Origin of the sequence: Streptomyces sp. CB02923 (assembly GCF_001905005.1) — a bacterium.
Lineage (GTDB): Bacteria > Actinomycetota > Actinomycetes > Streptomycetales > Streptomycetaceae > Streptomyces.
Genome location: NZ_LWKZ01000028.1, coordinates 97,600 through 115,623, shown reverse-complemented (window position 1 = coordinate 115,623; position 18,024 = coordinate 97,600). Strand labels below are relative to the sequence as shown.

The 18,024-nt window shown below is 69.9% G+C and carries 20 protein-coding genes and 1 tRNA gene; 15 read left to right on the top strand and 6 right to left on the bottom strand.

The features are described 5' to 3' along the window. Nucleotides 1-280 precede the first annotated feature (280 nt). From eno to A6A06_RS38580, 4 genes are all read left to right on the top strand, one after another. Complete coding sequence (gene eno, locus A6A06_RS38595) at nucleotides 281-1,561, top strand: phosphopyruvate hydratase (RefSeq protein ID WP_073768603.1); 1,281 nt, start codon at nucleotides 281-283, stop codon at nucleotides 1,559-1,561. A 127-nt stretch (nucleotides 1,562-1,688) separates the two neighbouring features. Next, nucleotides 1,689-2,138: an FtsB family cell division protein gene (locus tag A6A06_RS38590; protein ID WP_073768601.1), complete on the top strand. Its 450-nt coding sequence runs from the start codon at nucleotides 1,689-1,691 to the stop codon at nucleotides 2,136-2,138. An 80-nt stretch (nucleotides 2,139-2,218) separates the two neighbouring features. Beyond that, the gene (locus tag A6A06_RS38585) at nucleotides 2,219-2,806 is read left to right on the top strand and encodes a DUF501 domain-containing protein (protein WP_242441159.1); all 588 of its coding nucleotides are present in this window, start codon (nucleotides 2,219-2,221) and stop codon (nucleotides 2,804-2,806) included. Beyond that, complete coding sequence (locus tag A6A06_RS38580; RefSeq protein ID WP_073768599.1) at nucleotides 2,803-3,771, top strand: Ppx/GppA phosphatase family protein; 969 nt, start codon at nucleotides 2,803-2,805, stop codon at nucleotides 3,769-3,771. The genes A6A06_RS38585 and A6A06_RS38580 overlap by 4 nt, the downstream gene beginning before the upstream one ends. A gap of 38 nt (nucleotides 3,772-3,809) precedes the next feature. Here A6A06_RS38580 and A6A06_RS38575 read toward each other — a convergent pair whose 3' ends face one another. Then, nucleotides 3,810-4,076 (bottom strand): type II toxin-antitoxin system Phd/YefM family antitoxin, encoded by a 267-nt coding sequence (locus A6A06_RS38575; protein WP_073768597.1) that lies wholly within the window; start codon nucleotides 4,074-4,076, stop codon nucleotides 3,810-3,812. Nucleotides 4,077-4,515: 439 nt separating this feature from the next. Here A6A06_RS38575 and A6A06_RS38570 point away from each other — a divergent pair, with 439 nt between their 5' ends. Further along, a complete protein-coding gene (locus A6A06_RS38570; protein ID WP_073768595.1) occupies nucleotides 4,516-5,919 on the top strand; it encodes an NAD(P)/FAD-dependent oxidoreductase in 1,404 nt (467 codons plus the stop codon). 224 nt (nucleotides 5,920-6,143) lie between these two features. Further along, nucleotides 6,144-7,457 (top strand): SAM-dependent methyltransferase, encoded by a 1,314-nt coding sequence (locus tag A6A06_RS38565; RefSeq protein WP_073768593.1) that lies wholly within the window; start codon nucleotides 6,144-6,146, stop codon nucleotides 7,455-7,457. A gap of 154 nt (nucleotides 7,458-7,611) precedes the next feature. Here the strand turns inward: A6A06_RS38565 and A6A06_RS38560 are convergent, their stop codons facing one another. Both A6A06_RS38560 and A6A06_RS38555 read right to left on the bottom strand, forming a co-directional pair. Next, a complete protein-coding gene (locus tag A6A06_RS38560; protein WP_073768591.1) occupies nucleotides 7,612-10,152 on the bottom strand; it encodes an ABC transporter permease in 2,541 nt (846 codons plus the stop codon). A gap of 46 nt (nucleotides 10,153-10,198) precedes the next feature. Beyond that, the gene (locus A6A06_RS38555; RefSeq protein ID WP_073768589.1) at nucleotides 10,199-10,978 is read right to left on the bottom strand and encodes an ABC transporter ATP-binding protein; all 780 of its coding nucleotides are present in this window, start codon (nucleotides 10,976-10,978) and stop codon (nucleotides 10,199-10,201) included. A 424-nt stretch (nucleotides 10,979-11,402) separates the two neighbouring features. Between A6A06_RS38555 and A6A06_RS38550 the strand changes: the two genes are divergently transcribed. After that, nucleotides 11,403-11,484: transfer RNA gene (locus A6A06_RS38550), tRNA-Leu, on the top strand. Between the two features lie 174 nt (nucleotides 11,485-11,658). On the opposite strand, the gene A6A06_RS38545 is transcribed toward A6A06_RS38550, so the two are convergent. Then, nucleotides 11,659-12,186, bottom strand: a complete 528-nt coding sequence (locus tag A6A06_RS38545; protein ID WP_073768587.1) for an STAS domain-containing protein — start codon at nucleotides 12,184-12,186, stop codon at nucleotides 11,659-11,661. Nucleotides 12,187-12,543: 357 nt separating this feature from the next. Here A6A06_RS38545 and A6A06_RS38540 point away from each other — a divergent pair, with 357 nt between their 5' ends. The 5 genes from A6A06_RS38540 (at nucleotide 12,544) to A6A06_RS38520 (ending at nucleotide 15,217) form a co-directional block, all read left to right on the top strand. Continuing rightward, nucleotides 12,544-12,834, top strand: a complete 291-nt coding sequence (locus tag A6A06_RS38540) for a hypothetical protein (protein ID WP_073768585.1) — start codon at nucleotides 12,544-12,546, stop codon at nucleotides 12,832-12,834. 346 nt (nucleotides 12,835-13,180) lie between these two features. Continuing rightward, the gene (locus A6A06_RS38535) at nucleotides 13,181-13,588 is read left to right on the top strand and encodes a rodlin (RefSeq protein WP_073768583.1); all 408 of its coding nucleotides are present in this window, start codon (nucleotides 13,181-13,183) and stop codon (nucleotides 13,586-13,588) included. A 288-nt stretch (nucleotides 13,589-13,876) separates the two neighbouring features. After that, nucleotides 13,877-14,110: a chaplin gene (locus tag A6A06_RS38530; RefSeq protein WP_073768581.1), complete on the top strand. Its 234-nt coding sequence runs from the start codon at nucleotides 13,877-13,879 to the stop codon at nucleotides 14,108-14,110. Between the two features lie 236 nt (nucleotides 14,111-14,346). After that, nucleotides 14,347-14,661: a hypothetical protein gene (locus A6A06_RS38525; protein ID WP_073768579.1), complete on the top strand. Its 315-nt coding sequence runs from the start codon at nucleotides 14,347-14,349 to the stop codon at nucleotides 14,659-14,661. 148 nt (nucleotides 14,662-14,809) lie between these two features. Beyond that, nucleotides 14,810-15,217 (top strand): rodlin, encoded by a 408-nt coding sequence (locus A6A06_RS38520; protein ID WP_073768577.1) that lies wholly within the window; start codon nucleotides 14,810-14,812, stop codon nucleotides 15,215-15,217. Between the two features lie 87 nt (nucleotides 15,218-15,304). Here A6A06_RS38520 and A6A06_RS42415 read toward each other — a convergent pair whose 3' ends face one another. Next, complete coding sequence (locus A6A06_RS42415) at nucleotides 15,305-15,478, bottom strand: hypothetical protein (protein ID WP_199931420.1); 174 nt, start codon at nucleotides 15,476-15,478, stop codon at nucleotides 15,305-15,307. A gap of 213 nt (nucleotides 15,479-15,691) precedes the next feature. On the opposite strand from A6A06_RS42415, the gene A6A06_RS38515 reads away from it, so the two are divergent. Continuing rightward, nucleotides 15,692-16,096: a rodlin gene (locus A6A06_RS38515; protein WP_073768575.1), complete on the top strand. Its 405-nt coding sequence runs from the start codon at nucleotides 15,692-15,694 to the stop codon at nucleotides 16,094-16,096. Between the two features lie 257 nt (nucleotides 16,097-16,353). Further along, complete coding sequence (locus A6A06_RS38510) at nucleotides 16,354-17,214, top strand: Bax inhibitor-1/YccA family protein (protein WP_073768573.1); 861 nt, start codon at nucleotides 16,354-16,356, stop codon at nucleotides 17,212-17,214. 114 nt (nucleotides 17,215-17,328) lie between these two features. Here the strand turns inward: A6A06_RS38510 and A6A06_RS38505 are convergent, their stop codons facing one another. Then, nucleotides 17,329-17,556, bottom strand: a complete 228-nt coding sequence (locus tag A6A06_RS38505) for a DUF4287 domain-containing protein (protein ID WP_003984087.1) — start codon at nucleotides 17,554-17,556, stop codon at nucleotides 17,329-17,331. 98 nt (nucleotides 17,557-17,654) lie between these two features. On the opposite strand from A6A06_RS38505, the gene A6A06_RS38500 reads away from it, so the two are divergent. Beyond that, nucleotides 17,655-17,969, top strand: a complete 315-nt coding sequence (locus A6A06_RS38500; protein ID WP_073768571.1) for a hypothetical protein — start codon at nucleotides 17,655-17,657, stop codon at nucleotides 17,967-17,969. Nucleotides 17,970-18,024: the final 55 nt, after the last annotated feature.

Genomic DNA, 18,024 nt, shown 5'->3' with positions numbered 1-18,024 from the left:
CCCGCCACGGCGCCTGTCCCCCGCACGCGCCGCGGCGGGGCTTCTCCATTCCCCCGCCCGGCCCCCGGGCCCCCGGTCGCCCCCCGGCCCCGCCGTGGTCCGCCCGGCCCGCATCCGCCCACCCGCCGACTTCCCCGTTCAGCGAACAGCCCGCCGTACGTCCCGTGAACAGGGCCTTTGTGGGTGTATTCGTCCCACGACCCGGGCTGGCGGCAAGCGGAACCCCCGGAGGCCGTTAGGCTCGTGCTGCAGAACTCCAGACACCCACGAAGGAGACAACGTGCCGTCCATCGACGTCGTCGTAGCTCGCGAGATCCTCGACTCGCGAGGCAACCCCACGGTCGAGGTCGAGGTCGGCCTCGACGACGGCAGCACCGGCCGTGCCGCCGTCCCGTCCGGCGCCTCGACCGGTGCCTTCGAGGCCATCGAGCTGCGCGACGGTGACCCGGCCCGCTACATGGGCAAGGGCGTGGAGAAGGCCGTCCTCGCGGTCATCGAGCAGATCGGCCCGGAGCTCGTCGGCTACGACGCCACCGAGCAGCGCCTGATCGACCAGGCCATGTTCGACCTGGACGCCACCGACAACAAGGGCTCGCTCGGCGCCAACGCCATCCTCGGCGTCTCCCTGGCCGTCGCGCACGCCGCCTCCGAGGCCAGCGACCTGCCGCTGTTCCGCTACCTCGGCGGACCGAACGCCCACGTGCTGCCGGTCCCGATGATGAACATCCTGAACGGCGGCTCGCACGCCGACTCCAACGTGGACATCCAGGAATTCATGATCGCCCCGATCGGCGCGGAGTCCTTCTCCGAGGCCCTGCGCTGGGGCGCCGAGGTCTACCACACCCTCAAGAAGGTCCTGAAGAGCAAGGGCCTGGCCACCGGCCTGGGCGACGAGGGCGGCTTCGCCCCGAACCTGGGCTCCAACCGCGAGGCCCTGGACCTGATCCTCGAAGCGATCAAGGAAGCCGGTTACACCCCCGGCCAGGACATCGCGCTCGCGCTCGACGTCGCCGCCTCCGAGTTCTACAAGGACGGCGTCTACGAGTTCGAGGGCCAGCAGCGCAGCGCCGAGGAGATGACCTCGTACTACGCGGAGCTCGTCGACGCGTACCCGCTGGTCTCCATCGAGGACCCGCTGTTCGAGGACGACTGGGCCGGCTGGAACGTCATCACCGAGCGCCTGGGCACCAAGGTGCAGCTCGTCGGCGACGACCTGTTCGTCACCAACCCCGAGCGCCTGGCCCGCGGCATCGAGGAGAACTCGGCCAACGCCCTGCTGGTCAAGGTCAACCAGATCGGCTCGCTGACCGAGACCCTGGACGCCGTCGAGCTGGCCCAGCGCAACGGCTTCAAGTGCATGATGTCGCACCGCTCCGGCGAGACCGAGGACGTCACCATCGCCGACCTGGCCGTCGCCACCAACTGCGGCCAGATCAAGACCGGCGCCCCGGCCCGCTCCGAGCGCGTCGCCAAGTACAACCAGCTGCTGCGCATCGAGGAGATCCTCGACGACGCGGCGGTCTACGCGGGCCGCTCCGCCTTCCCGCGCTTCAAGGGCTGATCCGGCGGGGCCGCAGGCCGGCCCCGCTCGAATACGTACGTCCCCGGCAGTGGTCCCGTACCGTTGCCGGGGACGTACGTGGTCCGGGCCGCGCCGGTCCGTGCCCAGGGACTCCCATGGAGGCGACGTGTCCGCGGAACGGTTCTCCACCGCGACCCGGCTCAAGGCGCTCGGCGAACAGGCCGCCGCCCGCGTCCAGCGCGCCCGTCCGCCCCGCCGGGGCCGCCTGACCGGCCGGGCAGCACTCCTGGCACTGGTGCTGTGCTCCCTGGTCGTCGCCCTGGCCTACCCCACCCGGCAGTACATCTCCCAGCGCTCCGAGATCGCCGACCAGCGCCGCCAGGCCGCCGAGGCCCAGCTGCGCGCCGACGAGCTGCGCGACGAGAAGGCCCGCTGGCAGGACCCCGAGTACGTACGGCAGCAGGCCCGCCTGCACCTGCACTACGTCCGGCCGGGCGAGACCGGCTACATCGTCCAGGACGGCTCCGGCGCGGGGAAGCAGCGCAAGGGCCAGGCCGCCGCGGAACGCCCTTGGTACGACAACATCTGGAACGGCCTGGACTCCGCCGACCAGTAGCCTGTCCGGTGCGCGCGCCCGGCCCGGCCCGCCGTACGGCGACTCCGCCACCTCCACCACCGCCACGACCGAAAGCACCCATGTCCGTGTCTGAACACCTCATGCCCCCGCCGCAGACCGAGCGCACCGAGCCCACCGAGGCGGACATCGCGGCCTTCAAGGAACAGCTCGGCCGCCCGCCGCGCGGCCTGCGCGCCATCGCGCACCGCTGCCCCTGCGGACAGCCGGACGTCGTCGAGACGGCCCCGCGCCTGGAGGACGGCACCCCCTTCCCCACGCTGTACTACCTCACCTGCCCGCGCGCGGCCTCCGCGATCGGCACGCTGGAGGCCAACGGCGTGATGAAGGAGATGACCGAGCGGCTGGCCGAGGACCCGGAGCTGGCCGAGAAGTACCGGGCCGCCCACGAGGACTACATCGAACGCCGGGACGCCATCGAGGTCCTCCAGGGCTTCCCGAGCGCCGGCGGCATGCCGGACCGGGTCAAGTGCCTGCACGTCCTGGTCGGCCACTCGCTCGCGGCCGGCCCCGGCGTCAACCCGCTCGGCGACGAAGCGCTGGCGATGCTGCCGCCGTGGTGGCGCAAGGGGCCCTGCGTGGCCCCCTGCGGAGACACCGCCGAAGGCGAAGCGGACACCGCCGGGAACGAAGGGGGACGGACCGCATGAAGCGCGTAGCGGCCATCGACTGCGGCACGAACTCCATCCGCCTGCTCGTCGCCGACGTCGACCCGGCGACCGGCGAGCTGAAGGACCTCGACCGCCGGATGCAGATCGTCCGCCTGGGCCAGGGCGTGGACCGTACGGGCCGGCTCGCGCCCGAGGCCCTGGAGCGCACCTTCGCGGCCTGCCGCGAGTACGCCGGCGTGATCCGGGAGCTGGGCGCCGAAGCCGTCCGCTTCGTGGCCACGTCCGCCTCCCGCGACGCCGAGAACCGGGACGACTTCGTGCGCGGCGTGGTGGACATCCTGGGCGTCGAGCCCGAGGTGATCACCGGCGACCAGGAGGCCGAGTTCTCCTTCACCGGCGCCACGAAGGAGCTGACCGGCGAAACGGCAGCAGGCGCGGAGCGCGGGGGAGGGGGCCTGACCGGGCCCTACCTGGTCGTCGACATCGGCGGCGGCTCCACCGAGTTCGTCCTCGGCGCGGACGGCGTACGCGCCGCGCGCTCGGTGGACGTCGGCTGCGTACGGATGACCGAGCGCCACCTCGTCCGCGACGGCGAGATCATCGACCCGCCCGGCGACGAGCAGATCCGCGCCATAAAGGCGGACATCGACCGGGCCCTGGACGAGGCGGCCCGGACCGTCCCCCTCGACGAGACCGCCACCCTGGTCGGCCTGGCCGGCTCGGTGACCACGATCGCCGCCATCGCCCTGGACCTGCGCGCGTACGACTCCGACGCCATCCACCACTCCCGCGTCCCCCTCTCCAAGGTCCGCGAGATCACCACCCACCTCCTGACCGCCACCCACGCAGAGCGCGCCGCCCTCCCCGCCGTCCACCCGGGCCGCGTGGACGTCATCGGCGCAGGCGCCCTCGTCCTCCTGTCGATCATGGAACGGGTGGGCGCGGAGGAGGTCGTGGTCTCGGAACACGACATCCTCGACGGCATCGCCTGGAGCTGCGCGTAGCGCTCCGGGGCGGCTACGGGAGCCGGGCGGCCGGCGTGTCAGGCGCGGGCGCGCTCGGTGAACAGGGCGGTCAGCAGCTCGGCCATCGACACGGTCGGGCCGCCTTCGGCCAGAGCCGCGCGCGCTTCCCTGGCCAGGTGTGTGTCGGCGGCCTCCTCCCACGCTTCGAAGTCGGCGATCGGGACGACGGCCGCCACCGGCACGCCGTTGCGGGTGATCACTGTGGGCGAGCCCTGCTCGGCACGGTCGACGAGGTCCGTGAGGCGGGCGCGGGCTTCCCGTACGGACACGGTGCGCTCGGTCATGAGCCGAGTGTGCCCCGGAGCAACGACGGCGTTCGCGAAACCGCCTTCCCCCACCCCGTCCAGGGCCGGTCGGACCCCTTCCAGGGGGCTTCTGGGGTCCTGTCTCCGAGAAAGTTCGTGAAACTCTTCACATGAAAAAGGGGTCCGCGGACCGAACAAACCGGGCACCAGGCCCTACTTCTGGAGCCGTAGGTCCCTGTGGTCGCAGAAAAGTGCGGTTTCAGCGGTGTTAAAGAGATCCTTACGCGGGGACTGGTCCACCGGGTCCGGAGGGCGCAATCCCTGATCAACAGGGGTCTCCAACGCTTCGGGGGGTGGCTTGGTTCCCTTGTGGCGCTATGGCGTCGATCACGGGGGCGCGGAGTGTAGCAGATACCCTCGACGACCTTGTGAAGGGGCTCACGAGGGGTGGTCCGAGTGGGGGTGGATACTCGATTGCATGAGCACCACGGAGCGTCCCAGGATCCTCGTTGTAGGCGGTGGGTACGTAGGTTTGTACGCGGCACGCCGCATCCTCAAGAAGATGCGGTACGGCGAGGCGACGGTCACGGTCGTCGACCCGCGCTCGTACATGACGTACCAGCCCTTCCTCCCTGAAGCTGCAGCCGGCAGCATCTCTCCCCGCCACGTCGTGGTGCCGCTGCGACGCGTGCTCCCGAAGGCGGAGGTCCTCACCGGCCGCGTCACCACCATCGACCAGGACCGCAAGGTCGCCTCGATCGCCCCGCTGGTCGGCGAGGCGTACGAGCTGCCCTTCGACTACCTGGTCATCGCGATGGGCGCCGTCTCCCGTACCTTCCCGATCCCCGGCCTCGCCGAGAACGGCATCGGCATGAAGGGCATCGAGGAGGCCATCGGCCTGCGCAACCACGTCCTGGAGCAGCTCGACAAGGCCGACTCCACGACCGATGAAGAGGTCCGCCGCAAGGCGTTGACCTTCGTCTTCGTCGGCGGCGGCTTCGCCGGTGCGGAGACCGTCGGCGAGGTCGAGGACATGGCCCGCGACGCCGCGAAGTACTACAGCAACGTCAAGCGCGAAGACATGCGCTTCCTGCTGGTCGACGTCGCCGACAAGATCCTCCCCGAGGTCGGCCCCAAGCTGGGCGCCTACGGCAAGGAGCACCTGGAGAGCCGCGGGGTCGAGGTCTACCTCGGCACCAGCACCAAGTCCTGCGTCGACGGCCACGTGGTGCTGAGCAACGACCTTGAGGTCGACTCCAACACCATCGTGTGGACCGCGGGCGTCAAGCCGAACCCGGCGCTCTCGCGCTTCGGCCTCCCGCTGGGCCCGCGCGGCCACGTGGACACCCAGGCCACCCTCCAGGTGCAGGGCACCGACTACATCTGGGCCGCCGGCGACAACGCCCAGGTCCCGGACCTGGTCGGCCGCAAGGCGGGCAACGAGAACGCCTGGTGCCCGCCGAACGCCCAGCACGCGCTGCGCCAGTCCAAGGTCCTCGGCGACAACGTGATCTCCGGCATGCGGGGCTTCCCGCAGAAGGAGTACAGCCACGCCAACAAGGGCGCGGTCGCGGGCCTGGGCCTGCACAAGGGCGTCGCGATGATCGTCATCGGCAAGACCAAGATCAAGCTGAAGGGCCGGCTGGCCTGGTACATGCACCGCGCGTACCACGGCATGGCGATGCCGACCTTCAACCGCAAGATCCGCGTCTTCGCCGACTGGACCCTCGGCATGTTCCTCAAGCGCGAGATCACCTCGCTCGGCGCCATGGAGAACCCGCGCGAGGAGTTCTACGAGGCCGCCAAGCCGGCCCCGGCGCCCGCCGCCGCGGCCGATGACAAGGCGAAGGACGACGACAAGGCGAAGGCCAAGGCTTCCTGACCTTCCCGCAGGAGTGACGTCCGGCACCGGACGTCACCCGCACACCACCGCCGAAGGAGCGGCCGCCATCCGTGGTGCGGCCGTCCCTTCGGCGTATTCGTTGTGGCGCAGCGCGGCCGTTTTGCTGTTCCCTTACGAACGAACGGGACTACCGGATGCTCGGACGGCGTTTACGTGGTGGGTGAAACTTCTTCGCCCTTCTCGTCAACACGGAGGTGTGCGACATGGCCGACGCCGCTGGACGGCTCTCCAAGCTCGCCGAGGAGGTGCTGGGAGCGCCGCTCCCGGTCCGTATCCGCGCCTGGGACCGCAGCGAGTACGGCCCGCCGGGCGCCCCCACCCTCGTCATCCGCAACCGCCGCGCCCTGCGCCGCCTCCTGTTCAAACCGGGCGAGCTGGGCCTCGCGCGCGCTTGGGTGGCCGGTGATATCGATGTCGAGGGCGACCTGTACGAGGCGCTGGACCTGCTGTCGGGGCTGATCTGGGAGCGCGGTACGGCGGCCGACAAGCCGCAGCGTGCGGCCGTCCTGCGCGCCCTGGCCAGACCGGAGATCCGGGCCGCCGCCCGCGACCTGCTGGCCCTGGCCGGAGCCCCGATCCCGCCCAAACCGCCCGCCGAGGAGGCCCCCAAGAGCCACGGCCCGCTGCACACGCTGCGCCGTGACAAGGAGGCCATCAGCCACCACTACGACGTCGGCAACGACTTCTACGAGCTGGTGCTCGGCCCGTCCATGGTCTACTCCTGCGCCTACTGGGAGCAGGGCCCGGACGCCACCCTTGAGGACGCCCAGCGCGACAAGCTGGACCTGATCTGCCGCAAGCTGGGGCTGCGGGAGGGCCAGCGGCTGCTGGACGTCGGCTGCGGCTGGGGCTCGATGGCCCTGCACGCCGCCCGCGAGTACGGCGTACGGGTCGTCGGCATCACCCTCTCCGAGGAGCAGGCCGCCTACGGCCGCAAGCGCGTCGCCGAGGCGGGCCTCGCCGACCGCGTCGAGATCCGCGTCCAGGACTACCGCGAGGTCCACGACGAGCCGTTCGACGCGATCTCCTCGATCGGCATGGCCGAGCACGTCGGCCGCGCCCGCTACGCCGAGTACGCCGCCGACCTGTACGCCCTCCTCAAGCCCGGCGGCCGGCTGCTCAACCACCAGATCGCCCGCCGCCCGCTGGCGGACGAGGACGCCTACCACGTCGACGAGTTCATCGACCGGTACGTCTTCCCGGACGGCGAGCTGGCCCCCGTCGGCCGCACCGCCGGGCAGCTGGAGGACGCCGGCTTCGAGGTACGCGACGTGGAGGCGATCCGCGAGCACTACGCGCTGACGCTGCGCGCCTGGGTGGCCAACCTGGAGGCGCACTGGAAGGAAGCGGTGCGCCTGACGACGCCGGGCCGGGCCCGGGTGTGGCGGCTGTACATGGCCGCCTCCGCGCTGTCCTTCGAACGCAACCGCATAGGGGTCAACCAGGTGCTGGCGGTCCGCACGCCGGATTCGGGGGCCTCCGGGCTGCCACTGCGCGCCCGGGAGTGGCGCGGCTGACACGACCGGCGGCTGACACGGCCAGTGGCTGACACGGCCAGTGGCTGACATGGCCAGCGACTGACACGGGCAGCGGCCGACATGCACGAAGGGCCCCGGCGCCCGGACCGTTGCGCGCGGTCCGGGCACCGGGGCCCCGTCGTGGCGGTGGCCGCTACTCGGCCTTGATCGCCGCCAGCATGTTCAGCCGCGCGGCGCGGCGGGCCGGCCACAGCGCGGCCAGCATCCCGACCACCGCGGCGAGCGCCAGGAAGAGGCCCATCCGGCCCCACGGGAGCACCAGCTCGTACGTGGCGAGCGAGCTGCCGATCAGCTCGCCGGCGGCCCAGCCGAAGAAGACGCCCAGGCCGATGCCGAGGACCCCGCCGAACAGCGCGATCACCAGCGACTCCAGCCGCACCATCCGCTTGATGCCGACCCGGTCCAGGCCGATCGCCCGCAGCATGCCGATCTCCTGCGACCGCTCGAACACCGACATGGCCAAGGTGTTGACCACGCCGAGCACCGCGACGACCACGGCCATGGCGAGCAGCCCGTAGAGCATGTTCAGCAGCAGGTTGATCATCTTCGCGATGCCCTCGGACACGTCCTTCTTGTCCTGGACGGAGATCGCCGGGTTCTTGCCGAGCGTCTCGACGAGGGAATCCTTGGCGGCCTCGGACGCGCCGTCCTTCGTCTTGACCATCACCCGCGTGTCGGTGGGGTTCTTCTGGTGCGGGGCCAGCACGGAGGTGTCGAGCAGGACGCCCCGCAGCATGTCGTTGCCCTCGAAGACACCGGAGACGGTGAGCCGGCCCTTCTTGCCGTCCTCGAAGGTCGTCTCGAAGGACGAGCCGACCTGCCAGCCGTGCTGCTTCGCGGTGCCGCTGTCGACGACCGCCTTGTTCGCCTTCGGGGTGCCGAGCCCGTCCAGGGAGCCCGCGGTGAACTCCAGGTTCGTCAGCTCGCCGATCGCCTTGCCGTCGACCCCGGTCAGGGACTGTGTCTCATCGCCGATCCGGGCGGTGGCGCTGCGCAGCGGGCTGGAGGCGGTGACCGCGGGGTCGGCCGCCAGCGTCTTCGCCACGTCGGGGGAGAGCGGGCCCATGGTGGCCATACCGACGACGTAGTCCGCCTTCAGGGCGTCGGTCGCCATCTTGTCGACGCTCTTCTGGACACTGCCCGCGATCACGGTCAGGCCGGTGACCAGGGTCAGGCCGATCATCAGGGCGGAGGCCGTGGCGGCCGTACGGCGCGGATTGCGCACCGCGTTCTGCCGGGCCAGCTTGCCCGAGATGCCGAAGACGCGCAGCAGCGGCGCGGCGGCCGCGATCAGCGGGCGGGACAGCAGCGGGGTCAGCACGAAGACGCCGATCAGCAGCAGCCCGGCGCCCAGGCCCATCAGACCCTTGCCGTCGAAGCCGATGGCGGTGGCGCCCAGCACACAGGCGGCACCGGCGGCGGCGAGGACGGCGCCGAGGGTGTTGCGTACGACCAGGGACCGGGTGGTCGCCGCGGCGTGCACGCTGTTCATCGCGGCGACCGGCGGGATCTTCGCGGCGCGGCGGCCGGGCAGCCAGGCGGCGAGCACCGTCACCACGATGCCGACCAGCAGTGAGGTGACGACGGTCGAGGGGGCGACGACCAGCGGTCCGTCCGGGACGGTGCCGAGGGCGCCGGTGAGCGCGCGCAGCCCGGCGCCGATGCCGATACCGGCCAGCAGGCCGGTGACGGCGGCCACCGCGCCGACCACGAACGCCTCGATGAGCACCGAGCGGGTGACCTGGCGGCGGCTGGCGCCGACCGCCCGCATCAGGGCCAGTTCCTTGGTGCGCTGGGCGACCAGCATGGTGAAGGTGTTGGCGATGATGAAGATGCCGACGAAGAGCGCGATGGCGGCGAAGACCAGCAGGCCGGTCTTCATGCTGTCCATGCCCTTGGCGATCATCTCGGCCTGGTCGTCGGCCATCTTCTTGCCGGTGACGGATTCGGCCGTGTCCGGCAGCACCTTGTCGACCGCCGACTTCAGCGCGTCCTGGGACGTGCCGGGTGCGGCCTTGACGTCGATCTCGCTGAACTCGCCGGGCGCGGCGAACAGCTTCTGCGCCGTCGCGGTGTCGAACAGCGCGAGGCTGCCGCCGGAGGTGACCGCGCCGTCGTCGGTGGTGAAGACGCCGGAGACCTTCATCTCGCGGACCGGGCCGTCGACGGACAGCCGTACGGTGTCGCCGACCTTGTACCCGGTGTCTTTGGCGGTCCCGGAGTCCAGCGCTACCTCGTGCGCGCCCTTGGGGGCGGTGCCGGACGCCATCGGGAAGCGGGCGTCCTTGCCGTCCGCGCCGGGGTAGTAGTTGCGGCCCTGGGAGCTGGCGCCGTTGCCGGCGAGCCGGCCCTTCTTGTCGGCGATGGCGGTGAACCCGTCGACGGTGCCGGTGGCGCCGGCCGCGCCGGGGACCTTCCCGGCCCGGTCGAGCAGCGCCTGGCTCAGCCCGGGGGCCTTGCCCGGCTTGGCGTCGGCGGCGTCCGAGCGGTGCGGCTGGACGGCCACGTCGACGCCGGAGAAGCCCTTCTGCGAGCTCTTCTGCGTGGCGTCGGAGAGGGTGGAGGTGAAGACCAGGGTGCCGGAGACGAAGGCCACGCCGAGCATGACGGCGAGGACGGTCATCAGCAGCCGGGCCTTGTGCGCGAGCACGTTGCGCAAGGCGGTACGGAACATTCTCAGTCCTGTGGGAGGGGTGCGGTGCGGTGGCTGCCGGTGCCGGTCAGCTGACCCGGTTCCGGGCGTCGAAGCCCTTCATACGCTCCAGGACCCGGTCGGCGGTGGGGTCGGCCATGTCGTCGACGATGCGGCCGTCGGCGAGGAAGATCACCCGGTCCGCGTAGGCCGCCGCCACCGGGTCGTGGGTCACCATCACCACGGTCTGGCCCAGTTCCCGTACGGAGTTGCGCAAAAAGCCCAGCACCTCGGCGCCGGAGCGGGAGTCGAGGTTGCCCGTCGGCTCGTCGGCGAAGATGATCTCGGGGCGGGAGGCCAGCGCGCGGGCCACCGCGACGCGCTGCTGCTGGCCGCCGGAGAGCTGCGCGGGGCGGTGCTTGAGCCGTCCGGACAGGCCGACGGTCGTCACGACCCGGTCCAGCCACTGCCGGTCGGGCTTGCGTCCGGCGATGTCCATCGGCAGCGTGATGTTCTCCAGCGCGGTCAGCGTCGGCAGCAGGTTGAACGCCTGGAAGATGAAGCCGATCTTGTCGCGGCGCAGCTGGGTGAGCTTCTTGTCCTTCAGGCCGTTCAGCTCGGTCCCGCCGATCACGGCCGAGCCGCGGGATATCGCGTCCAGCCCGGCCATGCAGTGCATGAGGGTCGACTTGCCGGACCCCGAGGGGCCCATGATCGCGGTGAACTCGGCCTGCCGGAACTCCACGGAGACGTGGTCCAGCGCGACCACCTGGGTCTCGCCCTGTCCGTAGACCTTGGTGAGGTCCGTGGCGCATGCGGCCACCGAGGCGCGGGGGGCGGTGGGGACGCCGGTGTGGGTGGTGGTCACGGGAAGGGACTCCTGTCGAATGGCGGGACCGTCGGGGCCGGGTAAAGGCGGCCCGTTCCATCGTGGGGGAGGCTCCGGCACGACAACGTCAGCCCTTGAGCCGGTCCTGGGGGAGCCCTGCGACGTAGCTCCGGGCCCGCCGGTCATCCCTGGGTATGACGGCGACCCTGAGGCGGCAGGGGGCGGAAGGGCGCTCGCGGGGGCGCACGCACGGCATCGAGTTTCCGTCAATCCGGACCCGGTCCGGGGCGGCTTCCGGAGCGGCGGGGGTGGGCCGCAGGCATGTGCCGACGGCCCGTACCAGCCGCTGATGACCCCTCAGTTGCCAATAAAATAAGACAACCTCGGGAAGACGGACCCCTGTTCAGACGGTACTGCGGGCTACGCTCGTGCTGCCCCTTTGAGGCGGCATGGGGGATCCCAGGCCCGGATGGTGGAATGCAGACACGGCGAGCTTAAACCTCGCTGGCCTTCGGGCCGTGCCGGTTCAAGTCCGGCTCCGGGCACAGTACTTGACCGTCGTTCGCGGCGGCCGAAGAGCCCGGCGCGGGGGACTGCGGTGCCCGTGGGGTGCCGTGCCCGTGCGGTGCCGGGGATGCCGCCGGACGCTTGCGGAGCGGTCCGGTCCGGTCCCGGCTGAGCTCTCTTATCGGCTGTGGCCTCTCACCGGCTGCGGCCTCTCACTGATCGTAGGACCGGCGGGTGTCCGTGTCACCGGTCTTGACGCCGTCGTCGTCGCCCCCGCTGTCGCTGCCGTCACGGCTGACGCCGCCGTTGCCGTCCGCGCCGGTGATCATCCCGCCGTCGGCGGACGCCGTGCCGCCGGGCGGCCAGGCCGGGCGGATCTCCACGGGGACGGCCGCCAGCGCGTGGCCGACGGTCGGGAAGCAGGCCAGGGCGTCCACGGCCCGGGTGACCAGGAGCACGTGCAGGACGCGTACGCCCAGGGAGGCGAGCAGCAGCCGCCCGTTCATGCGCCGGCACAGCCACTCCAGGGCGAGCAGGCAGTTCAGGCCGCGGGAGTCGCAGAACCGCAGCGCGGTCAGGTCCAGCACCAGGAACCGGTGCCCGGCCGCGATCACGGCCCCGGACTCGTCCAGGAACTGCCGCTCCGCGTGTACGTCCAGTTCCCCGGCCACCCGGAGCACCGCGCACTCCTCGGCGTCGACGACCGTGGTGATCGTCAGGTGCCGCCTGCCTTGGGACATCGCTCCTCCACATGTGCGCCCGGCCGCGGCCGGACTCCGGGGCGGTTTCCCGCTCCCGTCCAGTGTGCCGGGCGGCGCCCTCTTCCCCGGCGCCCGCTTCGCGCCGCTGCGGGGCGCCCCCGCCGCGCGGGAGCCGCCGGGCGGCACCGGGCCCCGCCACGGGCCGCGGCTGCATTCGGCGCACCCCGCGAATGCGGCCGATCGTGGATAGCGCAAGCATTTCCACGGGGGAAACGCTGGTGCTGCAAATGGTCGCACTTCGGACCCGAACAGATATATCACACAGCAGCACGTGTTCGACCGCATACGGGACGGTAGACATCCCGTGTCACATTTCTGCGCACGAGGAGAGAAAGCATGCGCAAGTTCATCGGTCGTACCGCCGGCTCGGTCGCCATCGCCGCTCTTGCCGTCGTCCCGCTCTCGGGCATGGCCTCCGCCGCGTCCTGGGACGACGCGCCGCGGCTCACCGCCGGCAGCAACTGCGGTGCCAAGTACGGCAAGTTCCACTGTGACCGGGTGCACAAGGAGCACAACGAGTACAACGACAACAAGGCGTACACGTACAACGACAACGACACGTACAAGTTCAAGTACAAGAAGAACGTCACCAAGGTCGGCCTGGCGATCGGCAACGTCGAGCAGTGAGCCGGCTTCCGCGGGACGGGCGGCACCTCGGGCCGCCGACCCGCTGAGACCAGGAAAGGCCCCGCGACTCGCGGGGCCTTTCTGTGTGCGGCGGGATTATGACAGTCGCCGCGGGGAAAAGCACGGTGGGCGGAGCCGTTGGTGGTTTCGCTCATTTTCGCGATTCACGCCGGGCGGCCGGTGCCCCGCGAGTTCCGCGCGGGTGCATACGGCCGGTCACCCGGCGATGCGGTGATATGTGTCTACGGTTTCGTGGCATTCGGGTGAACCGGCGAAACTGAACTGGCGGCCACGAGTTGTCCAGGACGCTCCGGAAACGGGCACTCCGCTTCGAGAAGGGTGAATCGTGATCAAGAAGTTCCTGGCCACGACGGCCGTAGCCGCGTCCATCGTCGGCGTTTCGGCTATGGCGGCTCCGCAGGCCATGGCGGTCGGTGACGGTCGCGGCACGTCGACTGCCAACGGCAACGGCGCGGAGCAGGCGTTCGGCAACTCCAGCACCGAGGGTGACATGGCCCCGCAGCTGAGCCTGATCGAGGGCACGCTCAACAAGCCCTGTGTCGGCATCCCGATCGACGCCAACCTGCAGTCGATCATCGCCCTCGTCAACGTCGGCATCCTGCAGGACGTCCTGTCCTCGCCGCAGAAGCAGCAGTGTGTCGAGAACTCGACGCAGTCCAAGGGCGACGAGCCGCTGTCGCACATCATCGACAAGCTCCCGCTGCTGTCCGAGAACGGCGTCAACAACAGCTGAGCCGGTCTGTCGCAAAAAAGGCCCGGGACGTCGGTTCTCTCCTCCTGAACGACCCGGGCCTTTGCGCTTCGTAAAAAAAGCGCATGCAGTACCAGCATTTCCACTCTTCTATCCTGGCCCGCGCTGAACCATTCGGGCGATTCCTCGTGAAAATCGACTTCGCGGGGGTTTCGTCGGCGCGGACGAATCGTTACGAATATTGGTAGCGGTGTTACGGGCGATCATGAGGGCGCCCGTGCGGCACGAAGGACGTGACCGTTTCGGACTCCGCTGCGGAAAGGGCTGAAAGTGAAGTACGCGAAGGTTGCCGCAGTCGCTGCTGGAACGCTCATGGCGGTCGGGGCCGCCACCCCGGCGTTCGCCGACGCGGGCGCCTCGGGCGCCGCCCAGAACTCTCCCGGCGTCATCTCCGGGAACGTCCTCCAGATTCCGGTGCACATCCCGGTCAACGTCTGCGGGAACTCGATCAACGTCATCGGTCTGCTGAACCCGGCGTTCGGCAACACCTGCGTCAACGACTGACGTACCGCGTCGGACGGGTAGCAGAGGATGAAGCGAAAGGCCCCGGCGCGCCAGCCACGCGTGCCGGGGCCGATCGTCATTCGAGGGGCCGGGAAGTGGCGAAACCAGCGGAGTTTCTCTTTCTGGCCGGCATCGTTAACCACTGAAAATCGGTGATCCGGGCAGTGCCAGGAAAGATCGTGCGGCGAGTGCGGCCGCAGCTGTTGGCATCACCGCTCAGGAAAGGACAGCTGAAAGTGAAGTACGCGAAGACTGCCGCGTTTCTGGCCGGTTCCGTCATGGTTCTGGGAGCGGCGTCCCCCGTTTTCGCCGGCACGCAGGGGCAGGTGCCGAGTTTCAGTCTGAACGGCGGCCTCACGGACGCCCTGAGCAACAAGCAGCTGGATGGCCGGCAGCTGGACCCGGTGGTCAGGACCGTCGAGGGAACGGCCGACGGACTGCAGAAGTCCAAGGCCACCAAGAAGCTGCTGAAGACCGTCGGTGACGTCACGCAGAAGACGCCGGGGCTGAGGGGTGTCGAGGTGGCGAAGCCGGCCGGAAAGCGCAGGTAGGGACCGTCCCGCGGGTTTGCGGAAACACAGCCGGAGTAATCGGTTGTGCGCCAAATCATTTGAGTGATGTAGCAAAAACCAAGCTCGTCACACCGAGTTGTTCAGACTGCCCCGGGTAACGGGCATCCCGAAACGCGAAGGATCAAACATGATCAAGAAGGCGCTGGCCACAGCGGCCACGGCTGCTTCCTTTGTCGGTATCGCGGCCGCCGCCGCCCCACAGGCGGCGGCCGTCGGTGACGACCGTGGGGTCAGCACGGTCAACGGCAACGGTGCGGCCCAGACCTACGGCAACTTCGCCACCGCGGGGAACATGAGCCCGCAGTTCGCGCTCATCCAGGGCTCCTTCAACAAGCCCTGCATCGCCCTGCCGGCCAAGGCCAACCTGCAGTCGATCGTCGCGCTGGTCAACGTCGGCATCCTGCAGGACGTGCTCTCCTCGCCGCAGATGCAGCAGTGTGTGGAGAACTCCACCCAGGTCAAGGGCGACGAGCCGCTGTCGCACCTCATCGACAAGCTGCCGGTGCTGTCCGCCAACGGCAACAACAACCAGTGACGGACGCCGCAGCTGTCTGACCGGGGCCAGGGCCTGCGGTGCCGTCGTCCGGCGCCGCGGGCCCTTTCGCGGCCGGTCCCCCCCCCGTCAGGCCGGCTCCTGCGGCCTTTCCAGCAAGGCTCTGCGCAGGCTCATCAGCGCCTCGAAATCGGCGACCCGCGCAAAGCGGCCCAGCAGCGCGTCGACCCCCACGTCGTCACCGCGGCGCACCGCGTCCACGATTTCCTCTTTCACGCGCATCGCGTCCATGGGAGCGACCATGCCGGACTCCTTGTCCTTTCGCTATTCGGCGGACCGGAAGAAGCGTCCCCAGGACATCTGCCCGGCAGCCGACCCGGAAGAGTGGAATAACGGTGCCGGGATCTGGAATGTCGATCTGTTCGGGTGATGATGCGCAACTTTCTCAGCTGTGACGGGTTGTTGCTTACAGGGCTCCCTTCGTCATGGGAGTTCATTTCCTGAAGGGGTTTCGAGATGAACAAGATGATGGCGAGCGTGGCGGTTGCTGCGTCTCTGATCGGTATCTCCGCGGCTGCGGCTCCGCAGGCCATGGCGGTGGGTGACGACCGCGGTACGGCGACGGCCAACGGAAATCACGCGGCGCAGGCCTTCGGCAACGGCGGCACCGAGGGCGACATGAGCCCGGACGCCACGCTCATCGGCGACTCGCTGAACAAGCTGTGCATCGGCATTCCGGTCGACGCCAACCTGCAGTCGATCATCGCGCTGGTCAACGTCGGCATCGCGCAGGACATCCTGTCCTCGCCGCAGAAGCAGCAGTGCGTCGAGAACTCGACCCAGGGCAAGGAGGACGAGCCGCTGTCGCACCTCGTCGACAAGCTGCCGCTGCTCTCCCAGAACGGTGTCAACAACGAGTGACCCGTTGACGGCCGGCCACCGGCCGCCGAAACCCGTTGAGGGACCGTGCGCCGCCCGCGTACGGTCCCTCAGCGCCGTCCGGGCACCTTCCCGGCCTCCCGTACGTCCTACAGGCGTGATCGGACCGAGGGAATCGTCCCCGTGCGGGGTTGATCACCCGAAGTTGCGGTGAAGATCCTGCTCAAGAACTAGAACGTGCTTTTGCCAAGCCATTACCCTGGTGGGAAGGCCGCGCACGGCGGCCATGGAGGAGTGAGATGAGGAGCAGCAACCCGGTCTTCTCGCGACGGGGGTTCAGCCGCGACAACAACGGCTACGCGGGCTTCAACGCGCCGCCGCAGGCCGGGGGCCCCGCAGCGAACCCTTACGCCGGAACGAACCCGTACGCCCAGGGTGGCAACCCGTACGGCCAGGACGCCGCGCAGGGCACCCAGGCCCCGCAGTACGCGCCGCAGACCCGCCCGATGACGATGGACGACGTCGTGCTGCGCACCGGCATGACGCTCGGCACCGTGATCGCCGGTGCGGCTGTCGGCTGGATCTTCCTGACCCAGAGCCTCGGCTTCGCCGGCGGCGCCGGGCTGGTCGCGATGGTGCTGGCGCTGGTCCAGTCCTTCAAGCGCAAGCCCTCGCCCGCCCTGATCCTGACGTACGCCGCCTTCGAGGGCCTGTTCCTCGGGGCGCTCAGCGGCGCGATCAACGACATCCCGAAGCTCAGCGGCGCGCCGATGCAGGCGGTGATGGGCACGATGGCGGTCTTCGTCGCCATGCTCGTCGCCTACAAGACCCGCATCGTGCGGGTCACCGCCCGCTTCACGCGCTACCTGATGATCGCGCTGCTCGGCTTCGTGCTGCTGTCGTTCGTCAACGTGCTGTTCATGGCCTTCGGCGGCGGTGACGGCCTCGGCTTCCGCAGCGGCGGCATGGGCATCCTCTTCGGTGTCGTCGGCGTCGTGCTCGGCGCGCTGTGCCTGGCCCTGGACTTCAAGCAGGTCGAGGACGGCATCGCGTACGGCGCTCCGCGCGAGGAGTCCTGGCTGGCCGCGTTCGGCCTGACCGTGACGCTGGCGTGGATCTACATGGAGATGCTGCGGCTGATCTCGATCCTGCGGGACTGAGACCCGGCGCCGCGCCGGCCGCTCACCGGGCGGCCGGCGCCCGGTGCGGTGACGTGACGAAGGGCCCGTGGGGAGTTCCCCACGGGCCCTTCGGCGTTCTTCCGGGCGGCACGGCTACAGCTTGCGCGCGGCGCGCCTGAGGTCGTACTCGTGGACGATTGCCTTGGCGTGTCCGTAAGCGAGGTTGTGCTCGCCCCGGAGCCAGCTGACCTTCTCCTCGAAGCGGAAGAGAGCGGGGCCTTCATCTACCGTGCGAAGCCAGTCGGAGACTTCACGGCCGGTGCAGTGGGGGATGCGGGAGAGCAGGTTCCGGTGGGTCTCTTCGGAGAAGAGTTGAGACATCGGCGCCTCCGGACGCGTTCGATGCTGGTCCTTCAGCCCACCGTGCCTGACCGTTGGGGTGTTGGCAACCACCCGGGAGTGGCGCATAAGCTCGGTCCGTGCTTGACGTGACGCCTTTGCAGAGTGCCGTGGACGCCCTCGCCGACCGCCTGCGGGCGCTGCCGCAGAGCACCCTGGCGCGCGGTTCGGCAGCCGAAGCGCTGACGCTTGCCCGCGAGTTGGCGACCCGTGCGCAGTGCATCGAGGAGCCGGGACGGGAGGCGCGGGAGATCCCGGACGCCGGGATGTTCGCGGTCGGTGACCAAGTGGCGGTGGCCGGGCACGACTTGGTGGAGGCGGTGCGCTCCACGGGCGGCGAGCGGGACCTCGCGGCGGCGGTGGAGCTGGTGCGGGGGGCCGCGGCGCGCTGCTGAGGCCTCCGGCGTGCGGCTGTTTCCGAGGCCTCCGGCGTGCGGCTGTTCCGAGGCG

Excerpts from the sequence above, each read along its gene's own strand:
- A6A06_RS38585 (WP_242441159.1), top strand. The coding sequence starts at position 2,219 with ATGTCCGTGTCTGAACACCTCATGCCCCCGCCGCAGACCGAGCGCACC.
- A6A06_RS38580 (WP_073768599.1), top strand. The coding sequence starts at position 2,803 with ATGAAGCGCGTAGCGGCCATCGACTGCGGCACGAACTCCATCCGCCTG.
- A6A06_RS38575 (WP_073768597.1), bottom strand. The coding sequence starts at position 4,076 with ATGACCGAGCGCACCGTGTCCGTACGGGAAGCCCGCGCCCGCCTCACG.
- A6A06_RS38570 (WP_073768595.1), top strand. The coding sequence starts at position 4,516 with ATGAGCACCACGGAGCGTCCCAGGATCCTCGTTGTAGGCGGTGGGTAC.
- A6A06_RS38565 (WP_073768593.1), top strand. The coding sequence starts at position 6,144 with ATGGCCGACGCCGCTGGACGGCTCTCCAAGCTCGCCGAGGAGGTGCTG.
- A6A06_RS38560 (WP_073768591.1), bottom strand. The coding sequence starts at position 10,152 with ATGTTCCGTACCGCCTTGCGCAACGTGCTCGCGCACAAGGCCCGGCTG.
- A6A06_RS38545 (WP_073768587.1), bottom strand. The coding sequence starts at position 12,186 with ATGTCCCAAGGCAGGCGGCACCTGACGATCACCACGGTCGTCGACGCC.
- A6A06_RS38540 (WP_073768585.1), top strand. The coding sequence starts at position 12,544 with ATGCGCAAGTTCATCGGTCGTACCGCCGGCTCGGTCGCCATCGCCGCT.
- A6A06_RS38520 (WP_073768577.1), top strand. The coding sequence starts at position 14,810 with ATGATCAAGAAGGCGCTGGCCACAGCGGCCACGGCTGCTTCCTTTGTC.
- A6A06_RS42415 (WP_199931420.1), bottom strand. The coding sequence starts at position 15,478 with ATGGTCGCTCCCATGGACGCGATGCGCGTGAAAGAGGAAATCGTGGAC.
- A6A06_RS38515 (WP_073768575.1), top strand. The coding sequence starts at position 15,692 with ATGAACAAGATGATGGCGAGCGTGGCGGTTGCTGCGTCTCTGATCGGT.
- A6A06_RS38510 (WP_073768573.1), top strand. The coding sequence starts at position 16,354 with ATGAGGAGCAGCAACCCGGTCTTCTCGCGACGGGGGTTCAGCCGCGAC.
- A6A06_RS38505 (WP_003984087.1), bottom strand. The coding sequence starts at position 17,556 with ATGTCTCAACTCTTCTCCGAAGAGACCCACCGGAACCTGCTCTCCCGC.